Raw genomic sequence first — 15,835 nt, 5'->3', positions numbered from 1 at the left:
GAGGCCGTGCCAGAGGCCCCTCACCCCAACCGGGTGCCCGGGACCACCCCATACCCCCGGGCCCAGTCGGAGGCAGGCATGCGGCGCTTGCCCTCAGGCTGCACCTCCATAAGCCGGATGAGCCCCTCCCCGGTACCCACCACGACCCCTTCCCGCTCCACCCTTTGCACCACCCCAGGCTCCCCCACACCTGGCTCAGGGCGCATCCTTAGGACCTTAACCCGCTTGCCCCCATGGAAGAAGTGGCTTCCCGGCCAGGGCTGCACCCCCCGGTGGCGGTTGTAGATGGCCTGGGCACTATCCGTAAAACGGATGCGCCCCTCCTCCTTGGTGAGCAAGGGAGCATAGGAGGGCTCCCCCTCCTGGGGGGTGGGGGTGAGGTGGGGGAGGTTTTCCAGGACCCATAGGAGAAGCTCAATCCCCTTATCCCTAAGCCGCTCGGAAAGGGCCACCGCATCCTCATCGGGGCCTATCTCCGTGCGCCAAAGGGCGTAGAGGGGGCCGGTGTCCAGGCCCTCCTCGGTCTTCATAATGGCCACCCCGGTTTCCTTCTCTCCCTGGATCAGGGCCCAGGGCACCGGGGCCGGGCCCCGGTACTTGGGCAGGAGGGAAGGGTGCAGGTTCAAAAAGCCATAGGGGGGCACCTCGAGGACCTCCTTGGGCAGGATCTTGCCATAGGCCGCCGTCACCGCTACCTCCGGCGCCGCTTGGCGGAAGGCCTGCAAGAACTCCAGGTTCCCCTTGAGGCGCGGGGGCTTGAGAAGGGGGAGGCCATGGGCCGCAGCATACTCCGCCACCGGGCTTGGTGTGGGCTTAAGCCCCCGGCCTTTGGGCTTATCCGGCTGGGTGACCACCAGCACCACCTGGTGGTGGCGGTTTAAGGCGTCCAGCACCGGCACCGCCCAGGCGGGCGTGCCAAAAAATGCCACCCTCATCTCTGGGAAAGCTCCTTCAGGAGGGCCCTAGCTTCCTTCTGCATCCGGGCCAGCTCCGCCCGGTGCTCCTGCAAAAAGGCCTCCCGCTTGGCCTTGGGCAGGCGTTCAAAAAAGAGGATGCCCTCCAGGTGGTCCACCTCGTGTTGGAAAACCCGGGCCATATACCCCTCCAGCTCCAGGGTGCGCTCCTGTCCCTCCTCGTCCTGGTAGACCACCCGGATCCGCTCCGCCCGGGGTACCTCCTCGGCGTAAAGCCCAGGGAGGGAAAGGCAACCCTCCAGGCCCTCCACCTGGCCCTCCCGGTGGGTGATCACGGGGTTAGCCACCACATAGATCCGGCGCACCAAGTCCCTTAGGGGCCTCTCCTCCCCCTCGGGCTCGTCGGCGTACTCCACCGCCACAAAAAGGCGCTCAGAAAGCCCAATCTGGGGTGCCGCCAGGCCCACGCCCCGGGCGGCAAACATGGTTTCCAGCATGTCCTCGGCAAGCTTCTTGAGGCCCCCGAAGTCCTGGACAGGCCGTGCCCGCTTGCGGAGCACCGGATCCCCGTAAAGGCGTATGGGGTAGATCATCCCACCTATTCTAGCGCAAGCCGCACCCTACCCAAAACCTCCCCAAGAACCCGCACCCCCGAGGGTAGGGTGAGGACCAAGGGCCCCACCACCTCCCCGGGGCGGAAGCCCCCTTGGGGCCGGGCCTCCACCTGGGTTAGGCCTTCCAAGGCTTCCTTGGGCCCCACCACCTCCACCGTCTTGGGGGAAAAGGCCACCACCCTTAGGCCCGCCGGGGGTCTCAGGACCAAGGGCACCTCTTTGCGAAAAAGAGGGGAAGCCCGGGCCACCACCTGCACCTGGGCCGGGAAAAGCTCCACCCCCAGGAGGGGCCCTTGGGGACCGAAGGCGGCCAGGACCACCGTCTCCCCTCCCAGGTCCACGCCCAGGGCCACCACCGCCTCCTCCACCCGGCTTTTGGGCCCTTTGGCCTCCACGAAGGCCGGCTGGGTCTCCACCCAAGCCCCCTGGGCCAGTACCTCCACGGGCAAAGTGCGGGTGAGGATGGCCTCCACCCGGCCCTCCACCCGGGCGGGGCGGATCTCCAACACCTCCACCCCCTGGGGCACGGCCACCCGCACCTCCCGGGTGAAGGCCCCCTCGGCTCCGGAGAGGTCCAGGTAGGCGGACACGGGAACCCTGGCTCCCTCCACCAGGGGGGCAGGCCCCCTAAGGCGCAAGAGCACCTCCTTGGGTACCCCTTCCGCGGTGCGCTCCCCTCCCAGGCCCACCACCTGCAGGGGCACGCTCACCGCCCGCTCCACCACCGGAGCCCTCTCCCTTAGGGAGTACCAGACGGCGAAGGCCGCGAGAAGGGCGAGGAGGAAGCTTCCCCAGTCACGCACGGAGCACCTCCTTGAGCTTTTCCCTCAGGGCCTCGAGGCTCATGGGCGGGGAAAGCCTTCCCCCCTCGGCCAGCCTGATGGCCCCCGTCTCCTCGCTCACCACGATCACCAGGGCATCGGAAACCTCGGAAAGGCCCAAGGCCGCCCGGTGCCGGGTGCCGAGGCCCATCCGGGCCTCGGAAAGGGGGAAAACGCACCCCGCGGCGAAAAGCCGATCCCCCCTCAGGAGGGCCCCGCCGTCGTGCAAGGGGGTCCCAGGATAAAACACCGTTTGCAACAACCGGGCGGAAAGCCGGGCCTCCAACACCTCCCCTGTGGCCGCATACTCCCCCAGGGGGGTGCGCCTTTCCAGGGCCAGGATGGCCCCATAGCGCTTTTCCGAAAGCCGGGCCAGGCCCAGAAGGAGCTCCTCCAAGGCCAAGGAAGGGGCCCTGGGCCCTTGGGCCCGACCGATGCGCTCCAAAAGCCCCCTGAGTTCCGGCTGAAAGACCACGATGAGGGCGAAGGCCCCCAGGGTGGCGGCGTTCCCCAAAAGCCACGAAAGGGTGGAAAGCCCAAGAAGGCTGGCCAGAAACCAAACCGCCAGGTAAACCAAGACCCCCCGCACCAGGTTCAGAGCCCGGGTTCCCGCCATAAGGCGCCAAAGGTAATAGAAGAGGATGGCTACCAGGAGGATATCCAGGGCATCGCGCCAGGTGAGGGGCATAGCCTATACCAAACTCTTTCCCGGGCCCTCCCAGGTAAGGCCAAAAAGTGCCGCCCAGGTGGCCCCCAGATCCGCGAAGCTCTCCCGGGTACCCAGCTCCCCCTTCACCCCGGGACCCACCCAGAGGAGCATCCCATACTCCCGGGTGTGGTCGGTGCCGAAGAAGGTGGGGTCGTTGCCGTGGTCGGAGACCAAAAAGAGGTGGTCCTCGGGGCCTAGGGCTTCCAGGAGGCGGGGAAGGAAATCGTCCACCTCCTTTAGGGCCCGGGCGTACCCTTCCGGGTTCCTCCGGTGCCCGTACTTGGCATCAAAGTCCACCAGGTTGGTGAAGACCAGGCCGGAAAAGGGCTCCTCCATCAGGCTTAGGGTCATCTCCAGACCGTCGGCGTTATCCCGGGTCTTCACCTCCCGGGTGAAGCCCCGATGGGCGTAGATATCGGGGATCTTCCCCACCCCCACCACCTCGAGGCCCCCCTCCTTAAGCAGGTCCAGGACATTCCGGGGTGGCTCCAGGGCCAAGTCCTTCCGCAAATCCTCCCGCCGATAGAAGTTCCCCGGCTCCCCGGCAAAGGGCCGGGCGATGACCCGGGCCACCTGGTGCTCCCCCTTCAGCATCTCCCGGGCCGCCTGGCACCAGCGGTAGAGCTCCTCCAGGGGAACCACCTCCAGGTGGGCCGCCACCTGGAAGACGCTATCCGCCGAGGTGTAGACGATGGGAAAGCCGGTCCTTAGGTGGGCCTCGCCGTAGTCCCGGATGGCCTCGGTGCCGGAGTAGGGGCGGTTCAGAAGCCACCCCCCCACCCCGATCTCCTTGGCCCAGGCCCTAAGGAGCTCCTCGGGAAAACCCTCGGGATAGGTGCGGAAAGGCTTTTCCAGGTACACCCCCACGAACTCCCAGTGCCCGGTGGTGGTGTCCTTGCCGGGGTTCACCTCCCGCATGCGGCCAAAGGCCCCCTGGGGCTCGGGCCGGGGCAGGGTGTGAACCCCCTGCACCCATCCCAGGCCCAAGGCAGCCAGGTGGGGAAGCTCCACCCCGGTTTTCAGCACCGTGTGGTCCAGGGTATCCGCCCCCTCGTCCCCAAAAAGGGCGGCGTCCGGCAGATAGCCCAGGCCCACCGAGTCCAGGACGATGGCCGTCACCTTCATTAAGACCTCAAGCCCCCTTCTTCCTCCTCTTCCTCCGCCAGGGCCATGAGCTCCTCCGGGGTCATCTCGGAAAGGGCCCGGACCGCCTGGAACTCCTCCACAAGGCCCTGGATCTCCTCCATGGCCTCCTCCAGGGAAAGCTCCCCATCCTGGTAATCGTCCAACACTTCCTCTATGGCCTCCAGGATCCCCACCGCGGCGCTGGCCTGGGATAGGGCCTGGGCCATCTCCGAAAGCCTTTCTGCCAGGTCCATGCCCCCATGCTACCCCAAAAGCTCCGCCAACCGGGAAAGGGCCCGGCCGTACTTCTTGGCGAAGGCCCCGTGGCGGTAATCTTCGGGGAAAAGCTCCTGTAGAGGGGCACCGGAGGCTCGCAAGGCCACCTTAAGGTTGTACACCTGGTCCACGAAGTGCACGAAGCGTAGGGCGTCGTTCTGGTCGGGGATGGCCTCGAGGCCCCTGAGGTAGATGACCTCCACCCCCTCCAGGAGATAGCGGTAGCGGATGGGATGGAGGGTGCAGAGGTGGGCGAGAAGGCTGGGAAAGTCGTCCAGGGTCTTGCGGCGAGGGTCTTCCCGGTAGAGAGCCAGGAGCTCGGCATCGGAAAGAGGGACGGGCAACCGCTCCGGATGGCGGTGGCGGAAGTCCTCCCCCTCTATGCGTTCCACGGCGAAGCGCCGGGCCAGGCCTTGGATCTGGTGCCGGAACTGGTCGGCGTTGAAGCGCCCCTCCCCTAAGGCGCCGGGCGGGGTATTGGAGGTGGTGGCCACCCTTAGGCCCTTGTCCATGGTAAGGGCCAGGAAGTGGGTGATCATCTGGGCGTTGCCGGGGTCATCCAACTCAAACTCGTCCAGGAAAAGGTAACGCATGGCGGCAAACCGCTTGGCCCCTTCCCGTAGCCCCAATAGCCCCAGGGTGTAGGTGAGCTCCTCAAAGGTGAGGAAGGCCTTAGGAGGAGGGGCCTCCCAGTAGGCGGCCACCAGGAGGTGGGTCTTCCCCACGCCGAAGCCCCCGTCCAGGTAGAGCCCTTGCGGCCCGGGAAGCTTGGGCCGAAAGAAACCCTGGGGCCGGTCCTTAACCCATCGTCGCAGGCGCTCCTTGGCCAAGGTCTGGGAAGGGTAGCGGGGATCGGGCCGGTACGTGGCAAAGGTGGCGGCATGGAAGCGGGGTGGGGGCACAAGGCTTTGGAGAAGCCCATCCAACCCCACCTCGGGATAGCGGTCCACTAGACGCATGAAGCCCATTGTAGATGGGGATACCCCCTTGGCGTCAGCCTATTGGGCAAGCCTTCCTTGGGGGGAAGGTCCCGGTCTCTTTCCAGCCCCTCCATCCCCGGGAAGGGCTTTGCTACCATGGAAGGGTATGGTGCGCCTTTACGGGATTCCCGGTTGTGGACCCTGCGAGATTGTGAAGATGTTCCTGACCCAAAAGGGCGTCCCCTTTGAGTTTGTGAACGCCCGCCAGGACCCGGAGGCCGCACGGAAGATCGCCGAACTGGTGGGAAGCCCTACCGCGGGGGTGGTCCTGGAGTGGAAGGGAAGGGTGGAGGCCATCCGCGGGGTATCCCCAGCCACCCTCAACGCCTGGTGGGCCAGGTACCAGGCCGAACCAACCTCGCCCTCCCATCCAGGCTGACCCTACCGGCCGGCCCGAACGGGTCTGGATCCCGCCGCGTAACTTGCCAAAAACCAGGAAACCAAGCTTTTGGAATATCGGGTAAACTAGGTATATGGAGCTGGTAAAGCTTAGCCGCAAAGGGCAGATCTCCATCCCTAAGCGCTTCCTAAAGGCCTTGGGCCTCGAGGGCGAGGCCTATTTCCTCGTGGAACTTTCCCCCGAAGGGACCATCGTGCTCAAGCCGGCCGGGGTCTATCCCATAGAGATCTATTCCCAAAACCGCATCCAGGAGTTCCTGGAGGAGGATCGCCTTACCCCGGAGGAAAAAGAGCGCCTAGCGAAGGTTCTGGGCGAGGGTTAATGCGCCTCTTCCTGGATGCCAATGTTCTCTTTGCCGCCGCTTGGCAGGAGGGGAGAGCCCGAAGCCTCTTCCCCCTGGCAAAACGGGCAGAGGCCCAGCTCCTAACCTCTCCTCACGCTCTGGAGGAGGCGAGGCGCAACCTACTCCTTAAACGGCCCGAAACCTGGCCTCTTTTTGAGGAACTTTCCCTAGGGGTAGTCCTGGTCCCCGAGGCCCCAGCCCGGCTAGTCCACCAGGCCCTCAGGCAGGGCTTACCTCCCAAAGACGCCCCTGTTCTGGCCGCGGCCTGGGCGGCCAAGGCCGACCTCCTGGTCACCGGTGACCGCAAACATTTCGGCCCCCTTATGGGGCGTAAAGTCCGGGGGGTATGGGTGCTGTCCCTGAAAGAGGCCTGGTTCGTGCTTCTGCAAAAGGCAGAAGGGCAAAGGCCCCCTTCGTAAGCCTTGTCCCTCGACCTTGCTCCCTTGGGTATAATCCCCCCATGCTCACCCTAGACCTTTCGGACAAGAAGGCCCTCATCATGGGCGTGACCAACCAGCGGAGCCTAGGCTACGCCATCGCGGAAAAACTCCACCAAGCAGGGGCCACCCTGGCCTTCAGCTACCAAGGGGAAAGGCTTAAGGAAGAGGTGGAGAAGCTGGCCGCTCCCCTGGGCGCCCTCACCTTCCAGGCGGACGTCACCCAGGACGAGGAGCTGGACCGGCTTTTCGCTGGGCTCAAGGAGGCCTGGGGCGGGCTGGACTACCTGGTCCACGCCATCGCCTTCGCCCCCAAGGAGGCCATGGAGGGGCGTTACCTGGATACCCGGCGCCAGGACTGGCTTTTGGCCCTCGAGGTCTCCGCCTACTCCCTGGTGGCCGTGGCCCAGCGGGCCGAGCCCCTCCTCCGGGAAGGTGGGGGCTTGGTCACTCTCACCTACTACGCCAGCGAGAAGGTGGTGCCCAGGTACAACGTGATGGCCGTGGCCAAGGCGGCCCTAGAGGCCAGCGTCCGCTACCTGGCCTACGAGCTTGGGCCCAAGGGGGTGCGGGTGAACGCCATCTCCGCCGGGCCTGTGCGCACCGTGGCCGCCAGGAGCATTCCCGGCTTCATGAGGATGTACGACCGGGTGGCCCAGGTGGCCCCCCTAGGGCGCAACATCACCCAGGAGGAGGTGGGAAACCTGGGGCTATTCCTCCTCTCCCCCCTCGCCAGCGGCATCACCGGGGAGGTGGTCTACGTGGACGCCGGGTACCACATCATGGGGATGGAGCTGGAGTAAGCCCCCGTAGCCCAAAACCATATGGTCCTAGCCGCTTCAGGTACCATAGGAAGGATGAGACGCCCTACCCCCACGGTCTGGGTGGGCCGCCTTCCCCTGGGGGGCGCCCACCCCGTGGCCGTGCAGTCCATGACCAACACCCCCACCCGGGAGGTGGAGGCCACCACGGAGCAGGTCCTGGCCCTATACCGGGCGGGAAGCGAGCTGGTGCGCCTTACGGTGAACGACGAGGAGGCCGCCCAGGCGGTACCCGAGATCAAAAGGCGGCTTGGGGAAGAGGGGGTGGAGGTACCCCTGGTGGGGGATTTCCACTTTAACGGCCACCTACTCCTCCGGAGATACCCCAGGATGGCCGAGGCCCTGGACAAGTTCCGCATCAACCCGGGCACCTTAGGCCGCGGCCGGCACAAGGACGAAAACTTCCAGGAGATGGTGAGGATCGCCCTGGACCTGGGCAAGCCCATACGCATCGGGGCCAACTGGGGAAGCCTGGACCCCGCCCTCCTCACCGAGCTCATGGAGGCCAACGCCCGCCGCCCAGAGCCAAAAAGCGCCCACGAGGTCCTCCTGGAAGCCCTGGTGGAAAGCGCCGTGCGCGCCTATGAGGCCGCCCGGGAGCTGGGCCTAGGGGAGGACAGGATCGTCCTCTCGGCCAAGGTGTCCAAGGCCCCCGACCTGGTCTGGGTCTACCGGGAGCTGGCCCGCCGCACCCCGGCTCCCCTGCACCTGGGCCTCACCGAGGCGGGCATGGGGGTGAAGGGCATGGTGGCCAGCACCGCCGCCCTAGCCCCCCTGCTCCTGGAGGGCATCGGGGATACCATCCGCATCTCCCTCACCCCCGCCCCCGGGGAACCCCGCACCAAGGAGGTGGAGGTGGCCCAGGAGATCCTCCAGGCCCTGGGCCTGCGTAGCTTTGCCCCCGAGGTCACCAGCTGCCCGGGGTGTGGCCGCACCAAGAGCACCTTCTTCCAGGAGTTGGCCGGGACCGTGGGGGCCTACCTCAGGGCCAAGCTGCCCGAGTGGCGAGAAAGGTACCCGGGGGTGGAGGAACTGAGGGTGGCGGTGATGGGGTGCGTGGTGAACGGCCCTGGGGAAAGCCGCCACGCCCACATCGGCATCTCCCTGCCGGGAAGCGGGGAGGAGCCCAAGGCCCCGGTTTATGCCGACGGCCAGCTTCTCACCATCCTTAAGGGGGAAAACCTGGCCCAGGACTTCCTGGACATCTTGGAAGACTACGTGGAAAGACGCTTTTCCAAGGCCTGATGGAGCCCTTTCGCTTCGTCATCCAAGCCCAAAGCGGCCGGGCCCGGGTGGGGCTTCTTTCCACCCCCCACGGGGTGGTGGAAACCCCCCTTTTCATGCCCGTGGGCACCCAGGGCTCGGTGAAGGGGCTTTTGCCCAAGGACCTAAGGGCCATCGGCAGCCAGGTGCTCCTGGCCAACACCTACCACCTCCTCCTCCGACCCGGCCCCGAGCGGATCCGGGCCCTAGGGGGGCTTCACCGTTTCGCCGGCTGGCCGGGCCCCTGGCTCACGGACTCCGGGGGCTTCCAGGTGATGAGCCTGGGCCATCTGCGGCGCATAGATGAGGAGGGGGTGGTCTTCCAAAGCCACCTGGATGGCAGCCTCATCCGGCTCACCCCGGAAAGGAGCCTCGAGGTGCAGGAGGCCCTGGGAGCCGACCTCATCATGGCCTTTGACGAGTGCCCCCCCTACCCCTCGCCCCCGGAATACCTGAAGGCCTCCTTGGAGCGCACCCTGCGCTGGCTGGAGCGGAGCCTAAAGGCCAAAACCCGGCCCGACCAGGCCCTTTTCGGCATCGCCCAAGGGGGCACGGACCCCGGGCTTAGGGCCCTTTCCACCCGGGAGACGGTGCGGTTTGACCTTCCCGGCTACGCCATCGGGGGCTTGGCCGTGGGGGAGAGCAAGGAGGAGATGCTCTCCATGGCGGCCCTCTCCACGGAGATCCTTCCCCAGGGAAAACCCCGCTACCTCATGGGGGTGGGCCACCCGGAGGACCTGGTGGCGGCCGTGGGCCTAGGGGTGGACCTCTTTGACAGCGTCTACCCCACCCGGACCGGGCGCTTTGGCAGCGCTCTCCTTCCCGAAGGGCGGATCAACCTGAAAAACGCCCGCTACCTGGAAGACCCCAGGCCCTTGGAAGAGGGGTGCGACTGCTACGCCTGCCAGAACTTCAGCCGGGCCTACATCGCCCACCTGGTGCGCTCAGGGGAGATGCTCGCGGGCATCCTCCTTTCCCTGCATAACCTCCGCTTCCTCCACCGCCTCACCCAAAGGGCCCGGGAGGCCATCCGCCAAGGGGACTACGGGGCCTTTGCCCGGGAGTTTGCCGAAAGGCGTTTTGGCCGGGAGGTGCCCCCCTGGTTCCGCGAGGCCCTGGCGGCGGGGGGGCACTGGTGAGGCCACCCCGCTCGGGCCCCGGTGGGGGCCCCCAAAGCCTCCCCCTAGCCCAAGGCGCCTAGCCCTCCCGGTAGAACCGGCTTTTCTTGTAGTACTCCTCCAAAAGCACCTTCAGGAAAGCGGCGGTGGGCACCCCCAAAAGGGCCCCCCAAAGGCCAAAAAGGGTGGCGCCCACCAGGATGGCGGCGATGGCGGTCACGGGATGGAGCCGGGTGGCCCGGCCCACGATGAGGGGCCCAAGAAGGTTTCCCTCCACCTGGTTGGCCAGCCAGAGGACCAAAAGGGCAAGGAGCACCTGGCCCCACCCCCCCGTGGCCGCCAGGAGCAGGGCGGGAACCCCGGAGACGATCACCCCCACGAAGGGGATGAGGTTGAAGACCCCCGCCAGAAAGCCCAGGCTGGGGGCCAAGGGCACCCCCACCAGCCCCAGCCCCACCCCCACCATGAGCCCCACCAGAAGGGCCACCAGAAGTTGCCCCCGCACATACCCCCCCACGCTCCGGTCCAGCTTGTGGGCCAGCTCGGCCACCAGGGGCTGGTAGGGCTCGGGGAAGACCCTTAAGGCCGCCTGGGCCAGGCGGGGAAGGTCATAGAGGAAGTAGACGGAAAGGGTAAGGGCGGTAAGGAACTGGAAGATGCCGCCCAGCAGGGAGATAAAGAAGCCTAGAAGGTTTCCTCCCTGACCCATGAGCCCCTGCAGCCAGCGCACCAGGGTGTCCAAGAACCCCTGGATGAGGCCTTGCAGGCTCTGGCCCGCCTCGGCCAAAACCGGCTTCAAGGTTTCGGGAAGGGGAATGGCCCGGATGCGGCCTGGCAGGTCTAAAAGCCAGGCAAGAAAGGGTTGCAACAGCCGGGGAAGCTCCTGGGCCAGGCGGGAAAGCTCCAAAACCGTCTGGGCGGTGAGGAAGGAGGCGAGGCCAAGGAAGAGGCCTAGGCCCAGGTAGACCAAGGCCACCCCCAGGAAGCGGGGAAGCCTTTTGCCCTCAAAGAAGCGCACCACGGGATGGGTTAGGTAAGCGATGGCAAAGGCGGTGAGCAGGATGGAAAGGGCGGGCCAGGCCCGGAGGAGAAGGCGATAGGCCACATAAAAAAGGAGCAGGTAGACCAGGACCCGGACATAGGGGTTTTCCCACACCCGGGCGAAGGCCTCGCGCATGGGGTTATTCTAAGCGGAAGAAGGCCTTGGCCTTCCTTACGAGCTCCTCCCCCGATAGGCCTTGAAAGAGGAACCTCCCCCGGTCGGGCTCCCCCTCCCAGACCTCAAAGAGGAGCCTAGGCGCCCCACCCAAAAGCCCCGTGTTCCCCACGTAGCCGATGGGGTCGCCCCGATGGACCCTCTGCCCCACCTTTAGCTTCCGGTAGGGCGCCTGAAGGTGGGCGTACACGCTGGTGCGGCCATCGGGGTGGCGGATCCAGACCTCGAGGCCCCTCAGGAGGTCCATCTGCTCTGGGGAGGCCCCGTTTCGCACCTCCTCCAGAAGCTTTTGGTACGCCTCCCGGGAGGGTTCCCTATAGTCCCCTTCCACCTTCACCACCTCCCCACTGGCGGCGGCCACCACCCCCATCCCCCGCACCACGGGCACGCAGGCATCCCCTTGGATGAAGACAAAGCCGGCGCTTACGCCCTTGCGGTAAGGGCGGGGGGCCCCAGGAAGGTTTTCGGGACGGGTGGGTAGGCAGGCCCCGGGCAGGGGAAGCAGGTACCCCCCAGGACCCCAGGCGGCCTGCTGACGTAAAACCCCCACCTCCTGGCGCAAGGCGGCAAGCTGGCGCCCCCTAAGGGAAAACCCCAGGCTGACCACCAAGGCATACAGGGCCAGGGCCAAAAGGAGGTAGTGCCCCGGCTTCCACACCATGGGCCTATGCTACAAAAAAGACCCCCTCAGGGGTCTCGCCCAAGGGGCAACCAGGGCTAGAGGAGCTTGAGAAGCCGTTCCTTGATCTCCTTGGCGGAAAGGCCCTCCAGCTTAAGCCCCTTGGCCCTGTCCAGAAGCTCGTAAACCTTGGGAATATGGCTGGTGGCCACCCGGAAGGTGATCTCCTGCCCCGCCACCTGCACCCGGATCTTCTGCAGGTTGGGGTACTGGCGGCGCTTGGAGATGCCGGTGGTCTTCCGACCCACGCCCCCTTCCCGCTTGGCCTTACCCCGCCTTTGGATGCTATTGGCCACGATAGGCCTCTTTCCGCTGATCTCGCACACCTTGGACATATGGCCCTCCCGTGCCCGAAGGCAAACCCTATGGAGTATAGCACAAAGGGGAGCATTGGGTAGACTCAAGGGGATGCCCACGGTTCTTGTGCCCCTCCTCCTAGCCTTGGACCAGATCCTTAAGCTATGGGCCCTGGAAAACCTCTCCCCGGTCCCTAGGCCCCTTCTGGGGGACCTCCTCTACCTCACCCTGGTGAGGAACACGGGGGCCGGTTTTGGACTGCTGGAAGGCCAGGCCTTCCTTCTGGGCTGGCTTAGCCTGGGGGTGGGGACCCTACTTCTCTACTTGCTAGCCCAAAAACGCTACCCCTTTTGGCCAACCCTGGCCCTTTCCCTCATCGCCGTGGGGGCCTTGGGCAACGGCATTGACCGCCTGGGCCGGGGCTGGGTGGTGGACTATCTGGACTTGGGAACCCCCATCCCCCTCATCGCCCACTTCCCCGTCTTCAACCTGGCGGATGTGTGCGTGACCGTGGGGGCTGCCCTTCTCCTTCTGGCCCCCAAAAGGAAGCGTCGCTTTTAGGACCCAGGGGCATGTCCAAGAAGCCTATCCCTTTTACCCAGCACGCCATGCTTCCCCTGACCCGGGGACCCCTGCGGACGAGGTGATTACCCGCTTCCAAAAAGCTCCCTGGAGACCCGCAACCCAGGGGCGATGGGAATGCCTTTGGGAGCTTCCTTTTAAGGGCCACTGAAGCGGGAGGCACCGCAACAGAAAGCAGGTGCGCCCCATATTCGTGAAGGAGACGGAGGCGATCGTGGTCATTACGGTTTAGCTTTACTTCCTGCCCCAGGGGGGACTGAAGGAGGAGGACCCTGCGGCTCACCTAGGACCCCGAAGCCGCTGCCCTGGGCATCGCCTTTGGTGAGGGACCTAGCACCGTGGAGAAAGGGGGAGAAGGCATTGCCCTGGACCGGGATGCGAAAGGCAAGCTCTTGGGTATGGGGATCCGGAATGCCAGCAAGCGGCTATCCGACCCCAAGGCCTTAAGGCGCTTTTCCCTGGAAACCCTTTCCGCTTGGGAAGGCCCCTAGGCCCCCAAGAGCCGGGCCAACCGCTCCAAGGCCTTCTTCAGGTTTTCCTCGCCCGTGGCGTAGGAGAGGCGCACGTGGCCAAAGGCGGCAAAATCCGTACCCGGCACCACCGCCACCCCCGCCTGCAAAAGCCTTTCCGCCGCCTGCACCTCGTCCTCCGCGAAGGGGGAGGTGTCCAGGAGGACATAGAAGGCCCCGCTGGGACGCACCGCCTTTAGGCCCAGCGCCGAAAGGCCCTCGAGGAGAAGGTCCCGCCGCCTCCTATAGGCCTCCCGGGCCATCTCTATGAAGGCCCTGGAGGCCTCCTGGTTCGTGAGGGCCTCGAGGGTGGCCCACTGGGCGATGGTATCGGGGCTGGTGGTGGACTGGCTGGAGATGTCGGCCATGGCCTTGATGACCTCCTTGGGGCCACACGCGTAGCCGATGCGCCAGCCGGTCATGGCAAAGGCCTTGGCCGCCCCGTTCACGGTGACGGTGTGCTCGGGGGCCACCTGAGCCGGGGAGAAGTGGGCCCCCTCGTAGATGAGGTGCTCGTAGATCTCATCGGAAACCAGGTAGAAGTCGTGTTCCACCGCCAGCTGGGCCAGGGCCCTTAGGACCTCCTCGGGGTAGACGGCCCCCGTGGGGTTGTTGGGGGAGTTCACCACCAGGGCCTTGGTGCGCCCGGTAATGGCCCTTTTCACCCGCTCAGGATCGGGCACGAAGCCCTCCTGGGGCAGGGTTTCCACCTCCACCGGCACCCCTCCCGCCAGGCGCACCATCTCTGGGTAGCTCACCCAGTAGGGGGCCAGGACGATGACCTCATCCCCGGGGTCCAAGATGGCCTGGAAGAGGTTGTAAAGGGCCTGCTTACCCCCCACGGTGACGATGGTCTCTTCCGGGGTGACCTGAAGGCCGTTCTCCTTGCGGAACTTCTCCGCCAAGGCCTCGCGCAGCTCCGGGATGCCCGCCGGGGGCGCGTACTTGGTCTTCCCCTGGGCTAAGGCCCGCCGGGCCGCCTCCTTCACGTGCTCCGGGGTGTCAAAGTCGGGCTCTCCTGCCGTCAGGGCCACCAGGTCCACCCCTTGGCGCCTAAGTTCCAGGGCCTTGGCGTTCACCGCCACCGTGGCCGAAGGCTTCATGCCCTTAACCCTCTGGGAAAGGCCGCGCATGGCCTAAGTATACGGGCCAGAAGGGGAAGACGGCAGGGGGCCGAGGAGGGGATGGGCCCTGGACGCTACGCCGGCCCCGTGGGTTCCAGGGGGTCTTGGTAAGGCATCAGGGCCCCTGCAAGGCTATCCGGGTCGTCCTCCTCTCGGTAGGACTGGACCGCCCCCAGTCCGTGAGGCCCAAAGCCTCCCCCGTGGCCCCCACCTGGCGGAGGAGCCCCGGGGCCTTAACCCGGCACCCCCATGACCGGGCCACCAACCCCCCTGCAAGCCCCAGCGCCAACCGGTTTTATCCCGCGCCCACCGGGCTTAGGAGGGGCGCCTCCCCTCTGGCCATAGCCCTTCCCCCCACCACCCTAAGGCCCAGAGCCTCCACCCGGGCCTGGTAAAGGCTGGTCTCAGGTAGAAGCTCCCCATCGGCATGGGCCGGCACAGGCTGGGAAAACTCCACCGTCACCTCCCGGCCCACAAAGGCCACCACCTGGGGATGGGAAAGGTGCCGACCCAACAGAAGCCGGGGCAGGATGAGGACCACCCCGGGCCGGGTGAAGGAACGGGCCAGGATCACCGAGAGCTGGCCATCCCGGGGATCGGCCATGGGGGCTATGGGAATCCCACCCCCGTAGGCGGGGCCGTTCATGGCCGCCACCAGGAGCAGGGGTCCTTGGTGCACCTCCTCCCCCTCCACCATCACCCGCCCTTCGGGAAGGCGGAGCTCCTTGAGCACCCCAAAGAGGGCGTAGAGGTAGCGGGGCATGCCCCGCAGGAAGGAGGGGGCGGTGAGGGCCCTCTTGGCCACCAAGGCGTCAAAGCCGATGCCCAGGGAGGCCCCAAAGGGCTCGCCGTTTACCCAACCGAGGTCTATGGCCTCCTCTTGGGCAAAGAGGGCCAGGTCCAAGGCCTCTTTCCAGGGAAGTCCCTTCAGGCCCAGCATGCGGGCGAAGTCGTTGCCGCTACCGATGGGCACCACCCCCAGGACCTTTTCCGCACCCGCAAGGCCCCGTAAAACCTCATGCACCGTGCCGTCCCCCCCCACGGCCACCACCCGCGCCCCCGGGGGAGCCGCCCGGGCCAGTTCCGTGGCGTGGCCCGGCCCCTCGGTGAGGAAGGCCTTGGCCCCCTTGGCCCGCGCGGAACTCAGAATGGCCCCGGAAAGCCTCCCCACCTTGCCCCGCCCCGCCGCCGGGTTCACGATGACCCACCTTTCCACCCCCGTATTCTAGACCCATGGGGCTCCTGGCCCATTTCCTCCGAGGTCCCCATCCCAAGACCACCCTGCTCCTCACCCGGGCCGGACCGGTGGAAAACCCAAAACACCTCCTCCACAGCCATCCCGGCCTTCCCCTTGCGGAACCGGGCAGGCAGGCCCTCCGCGCCCTGGCCAGGCTGGCCCAGGGCTACCCCGTGGCCTGGGTCTACGCCTCCGACAGCCAGGCGGAGGCCGAGGCAGCCGGGCTTCTGGCGGAAGCCCTGGGGGTGCCCTTCACCCTCCTTCCGGAACTCAGGGAGCGAAGCTGGGGGGAATGGGAAGGGCTCAGCTTCGCCGAGGTGACGACTCCCCGCTCTAAAGAGCAAGGCTTCTCGGGGACAAGTTTAAACCT

Annotated in this window: 20 protein-coding genes and 1 pseudogene; 9 read left to right on the top strand and 12 right to left on the bottom strand. The window is 66.1% G+C overall.

Annotated elements, in window-relative coordinates; translation table 11 throughout:
- Window positions 1–20: 20 nt before the first annotated feature.
- From fmt to zapE, 7 genes are read right to left on the bottom strand one after another with little or no spacing between them, the layout of a single operon-like run.
- Complete coding sequence (gene fmt / locus L0D16_RS06855) at window positions 21–935, bottom strand: methionyl-tRNA formyltransferase (RefSeq protein ID WP_243030803.1); 915 nt, start codon at window positions 933–935, stop codon at window positions 21–23.
- The gene (def, locus tag L0D16_RS06850; protein WP_243030802.1) at window positions 932–1,507 is read right to left on the bottom strand and encodes a peptide deformylase; all 576 of its coding nucleotides are present in this window, start codon (window positions 1,505–1,507) and stop codon (window positions 932–934) included. Before def ends, fmt begins: the two co-directional genes overlap by 4 nt.
- A 5-nt stretch (window positions 1,508–1,512) precedes the next feature.
- Entirely contained in the window at window positions 1,513–2,331 is an 819-nt protein-coding gene (locus L0D16_RS06845) for a CdaR family protein (protein ID WP_243030801.1), read from the bottom strand.
- Entirely contained in the window at window positions 2,324–3,037 is a 714-nt protein-coding gene (cdaA, locus tag L0D16_RS06840) for a diadenylate cyclase CdaA (protein ID WP_243030800.1), read from the bottom strand. Before cdaA ends, L0D16_RS06845 begins: the two co-directional genes overlap by 8 nt.
- A gap of 3 nt (window positions 3,038–3,040) precedes the next feature.
- Window positions 3,041–4,183: a phosphopentomutase gene (locus L0D16_RS06835; protein ID WP_243030799.1), complete on the bottom strand. Its 1,143-nt coding sequence runs from the start codon at window positions 4,181–4,183 to the stop codon at window positions 3,041–3,043.
- Entirely contained in the window at window positions 4,183–4,437 is a 255-nt protein-coding gene (locus L0D16_RS06830; protein WP_243028027.1) for a hypothetical protein, read from the bottom strand. Before L0D16_RS06830 ends, L0D16_RS06835 begins: the two co-directional genes overlap by 1 nt.
- Before the next feature lie 9 nt (window positions 4,438–4,446).
- Window positions 4,447–5,418 (bottom strand): cell division protein ZapE, encoded by a 972-nt coding sequence (zapE, locus tag L0D16_RS06825; protein ID WP_243030798.1) that lies wholly within the window; start codon window positions 5,416–5,418, stop codon window positions 4,447–4,449.
- A 127-nt stretch (window positions 5,419–5,545) separates the two neighbouring features.
- On the opposite strand from zapE, the gene L0D16_RS06820 reads away from it, so the two are divergent.
- The 6 genes from L0D16_RS06820 to tgt all read left to right on the top strand — a co-directional run bounded on the left by L0D16_RS06820 (window position 5,546) and on the right by tgt (window position 9,842).
- Complete coding sequence (locus tag L0D16_RS06820; RefSeq protein WP_243030797.1) at window positions 5,546–5,818, top strand: glutaredoxin family protein; 273 nt, start codon at window positions 5,546–5,548, stop codon at window positions 5,816–5,818.
- A 94-nt stretch (window positions 5,819–5,912) separates the two neighbouring features.
- A complete protein-coding gene (locus tag L0D16_RS06815; protein WP_243030796.1) occupies window positions 5,913–6,161 on the top strand; it encodes an AbrB/MazE/SpoVT family DNA-binding domain-containing protein in 249 nt (82 codons plus the stop codon).
- Entirely contained in the window at window positions 6,161–6,601 is a 441-nt protein-coding gene (locus L0D16_RS06810; RefSeq protein WP_243030795.1) for a PIN domain-containing protein, read from the top strand. Before L0D16_RS06815 ends, L0D16_RS06810 begins: the two co-directional genes overlap by 1 nt.
- Before the next feature lie 41 nt (window positions 6,602–6,642).
- A complete protein-coding gene (locus tag L0D16_RS06805; protein WP_243030794.1) occupies window positions 6,643–7,422 on the top strand; it encodes an enoyl-ACP reductase FabI in 780 nt (259 codons plus the stop codon).
- Window positions 7,423–7,476: 54 nt separating this feature from the next.
- A complete protein-coding gene (gene ispG, locus L0D16_RS06800; RefSeq protein ID WP_243030793.1) occupies window positions 7,477–8,685 on the top strand; it encodes a flavodoxin-dependent (E)-4-hydroxy-3-methylbut-2-enyl-diphosphate synthase in 1,209 nt (402 codons plus the stop codon).
- Window positions 8,685–9,842: a tRNA guanosine(34) transglycosylase Tgt gene (gene tgt, locus L0D16_RS06795; RefSeq protein WP_243030792.1), complete on the top strand. Its 1,158-nt coding sequence runs from the start codon at window positions 8,685–8,687 to the stop codon at window positions 9,840–9,842. The genes ispG and tgt overlap by 1 nt, the downstream gene beginning before the upstream one ends.
- Before the next feature lie 58 nt (window positions 9,843–9,900).
- Here tgt and L0D16_RS06790 read toward each other — a convergent pair whose 3' ends face one another.
- Genes L0D16_RS06790 through rpmB form a run of 3 tightly spaced genes read right to left on the bottom strand, consistent with a single transcriptional unit; the run spans window position 9,901 to window position 12,051 of the window.
- A complete protein-coding gene (locus tag L0D16_RS06790; protein ID WP_243030791.1) occupies window positions 9,901–10,998 on the bottom strand; it encodes an AI-2E family transporter in 1,098 nt (365 codons plus the stop codon).
- 4 nt (window positions 10,999–11,002) lie between these two features.
- On the bottom strand, window positions 11,003–11,698 hold the full coding sequence (locus tag L0D16_RS06785; RefSeq protein ID WP_243030790.1) for a M23 family metallopeptidase: 696 nt from the start codon (window positions 11,696–11,698) through the stop codon (window positions 11,003–11,005).
- Between the two features lie 56 nt (window positions 11,699–11,754).
- On the bottom strand, window positions 11,755–12,051 hold the full coding sequence (gene rpmB / locus L0D16_RS06780) for a 50S ribosomal protein L28 (RefSeq protein ID WP_243030789.1): 297 nt from the start codon (window positions 12,049–12,051) through the stop codon (window positions 11,755–11,757).
- Between the two features lie 73 nt (window positions 12,052–12,124).
- On the opposite strand from rpmB, the gene lspA reads away from it, so the two are divergent.
- The gene (gene lspA, locus L0D16_RS06775; RefSeq protein WP_243030788.1) at window positions 12,125–12,574 is read left to right on the top strand and encodes a signal peptidase II; all 450 of its coding nucleotides are present in this window, start codon (window positions 12,125–12,127) and stop codon (window positions 12,572–12,574) included.
- A 320-nt stretch (window positions 12,575–12,894) separates the two neighbouring features.
- Window positions 12,895–13,086: pseudogene (locus L0D16_RS06770) on the top strand (DUF2283 domain-containing protein); the annotation flags it as partial.
- On the opposite strand, the gene aspC reads toward L0D16_RS06770, so the two are convergent.
- Both aspC and L0D16_RS06760 read right to left on the bottom strand, forming a co-directional pair.
- A complete protein-coding gene (gene aspC / locus L0D16_RS06765) occupies window positions 13,083–14,237 on the bottom strand; it encodes an aspartate/prephenate aminotransferase (protein WP_243030786.1) in 1,155 nt (384 codons plus the stop codon). The pseudogene L0D16_RS06770 and the gene aspC overlap by 4 nt on opposite strands.
- A 286-nt stretch (window positions 14,238–14,523) precedes the next feature.
- Window positions 14,524–15,444, bottom strand: coding sequence for a diacylglycerol/lipid kinase family protein (locus L0D16_RS06760; protein WP_243030785.1), 921 nt, complete (start codon window positions 15,442–15,444; stop codon window positions 14,524–14,526).
- A 17-nt stretch (window positions 15,445–15,461) separates the two neighbouring features.
- Between L0D16_RS06760 and L0D16_RS06755 the strand changes: the two genes are divergently transcribed.
- On the top strand, window positions 15,462–15,835 hold a 374-nt coding region (locus L0D16_RS06755; protein WP_243030784.1), incomplete at its 3' end, for a histidine phosphatase family protein.

It is taken from the genome of Thermus altitudinis (assembly GCF_022760835.1).
Classification (GTDB): Bacteria; Deinococcota; Deinococci; order Deinococcales; family Thermaceae; genus Thermus; species Thermus altitudinis.
Note: the sequence above shows the minus strand (reverse complement) of the source record. Positions and strands in the feature narration are given on the sequence as shown.

Bases quoted from the DNA above. Each gene is read 5' to 3' on its own strand.
- L0D16_RS06785 (WP_243030790.1), bottom strand. From the start codon at position 11,698: ATGGTGTGGAAGCCGGGGCACTACCTCCTTTTGGCCCTGGCCCTGTAT.
- cdaA (WP_243030800.1), bottom strand. From the start codon at position 3,037: ATGCCCCTCACCTGGCGCGATGCCCTGGATATCCTCCTGGTAGCCATC.
- lspA (WP_243030788.1), top strand. From the start codon at position 12,125: ATGCCCACGGTTCTTGTGCCCCTCCTCCTAGCCTTGGACCAGATCCTT.
- L0D16_RS06790 (WP_243030791.1), bottom strand. From the start codon at position 10,998: ATGCGCGAGGCCTTCGCCCGGGTGTGGGAAAACCCCTATGTCCGGGTC.
- L0D16_RS06805 (WP_243030794.1), top strand. From the start codon at position 6,643: ATGCTCACCCTAGACCTTTCGGACAAGAAGGCCCTCATCATGGGCGTG.
- ispG (WP_243030793.1), top strand. From the start codon at position 7,477: ATGAGACGCCCTACCCCCACGGTCTGGGTGGGCCGCCTTCCCCTGGGG.
- L0D16_RS06835 (WP_243030799.1), bottom strand. From the start codon at position 4,183: ATGAAGGTGACGGCCATCGTCCTGGACTCGGTGGGCCTGGGCTATCTG.
- L0D16_RS06815 (WP_243030796.1), top strand. From the start codon at position 5,913: ATGGAGCTGGTAAAGCTTAGCCGCAAAGGGCAGATCTCCATCCCTAAG.
- fmt (WP_243030803.1), bottom strand. From the start codon at position 935: ATGAGGGTGGCATTTTTTGGCACGCCCGCCTGGGCGGTGCCGGTGCTG.
- def (WP_243030802.1), bottom strand. From the start codon at position 1,507: ATGATCTACCCCATACGCCTTTACGGGGATCCGGTGCTCCGCAAGCGG.
- L0D16_RS06820 (WP_243030797.1), top strand. From the start codon at position 5,546: ATGGTGCGCCTTTACGGGATTCCCGGTTGTGGACCCTGCGAGATTGTG.
- L0D16_RS06810 (WP_243030795.1), top strand. From the start codon at position 6,161: ATGCGCCTCTTCCTGGATGCCAATGTTCTCTTTGCCGCCGCTTGGCAG.
- zapE (WP_243030798.1), bottom strand. From the start codon at position 5,418: ATGCGTCTAGTGGACCGCTATCCCGAGGTGGGGTTGGATGGGCTTCTC.
- tgt (WP_243030792.1), top strand. From the start codon at position 8,685: ATGGAGCCCTTTCGCTTCGTCATCCAAGCCCAAAGCGGCCGGGCCCGG.
- aspC (WP_243030786.1), bottom strand. From the start codon at position 14,237: ATGCGCGGCCTTTCCCAGAGGGTTAAGGGCATGAAGCCTTCGGCCACG.
- L0D16_RS06830 (WP_243028027.1), bottom strand. From the start codon at position 4,437: ATGGACCTGGCAGAAAGGCTTTCGGAGATGGCCCAGGCCCTATCCCAG.
- rpmB (WP_243030789.1), bottom strand. From the start codon at position 12,051: ATGTCCAAGGTGTGCGAGATCAGCGGAAAGAGGCCTATCGTGGCCAAT.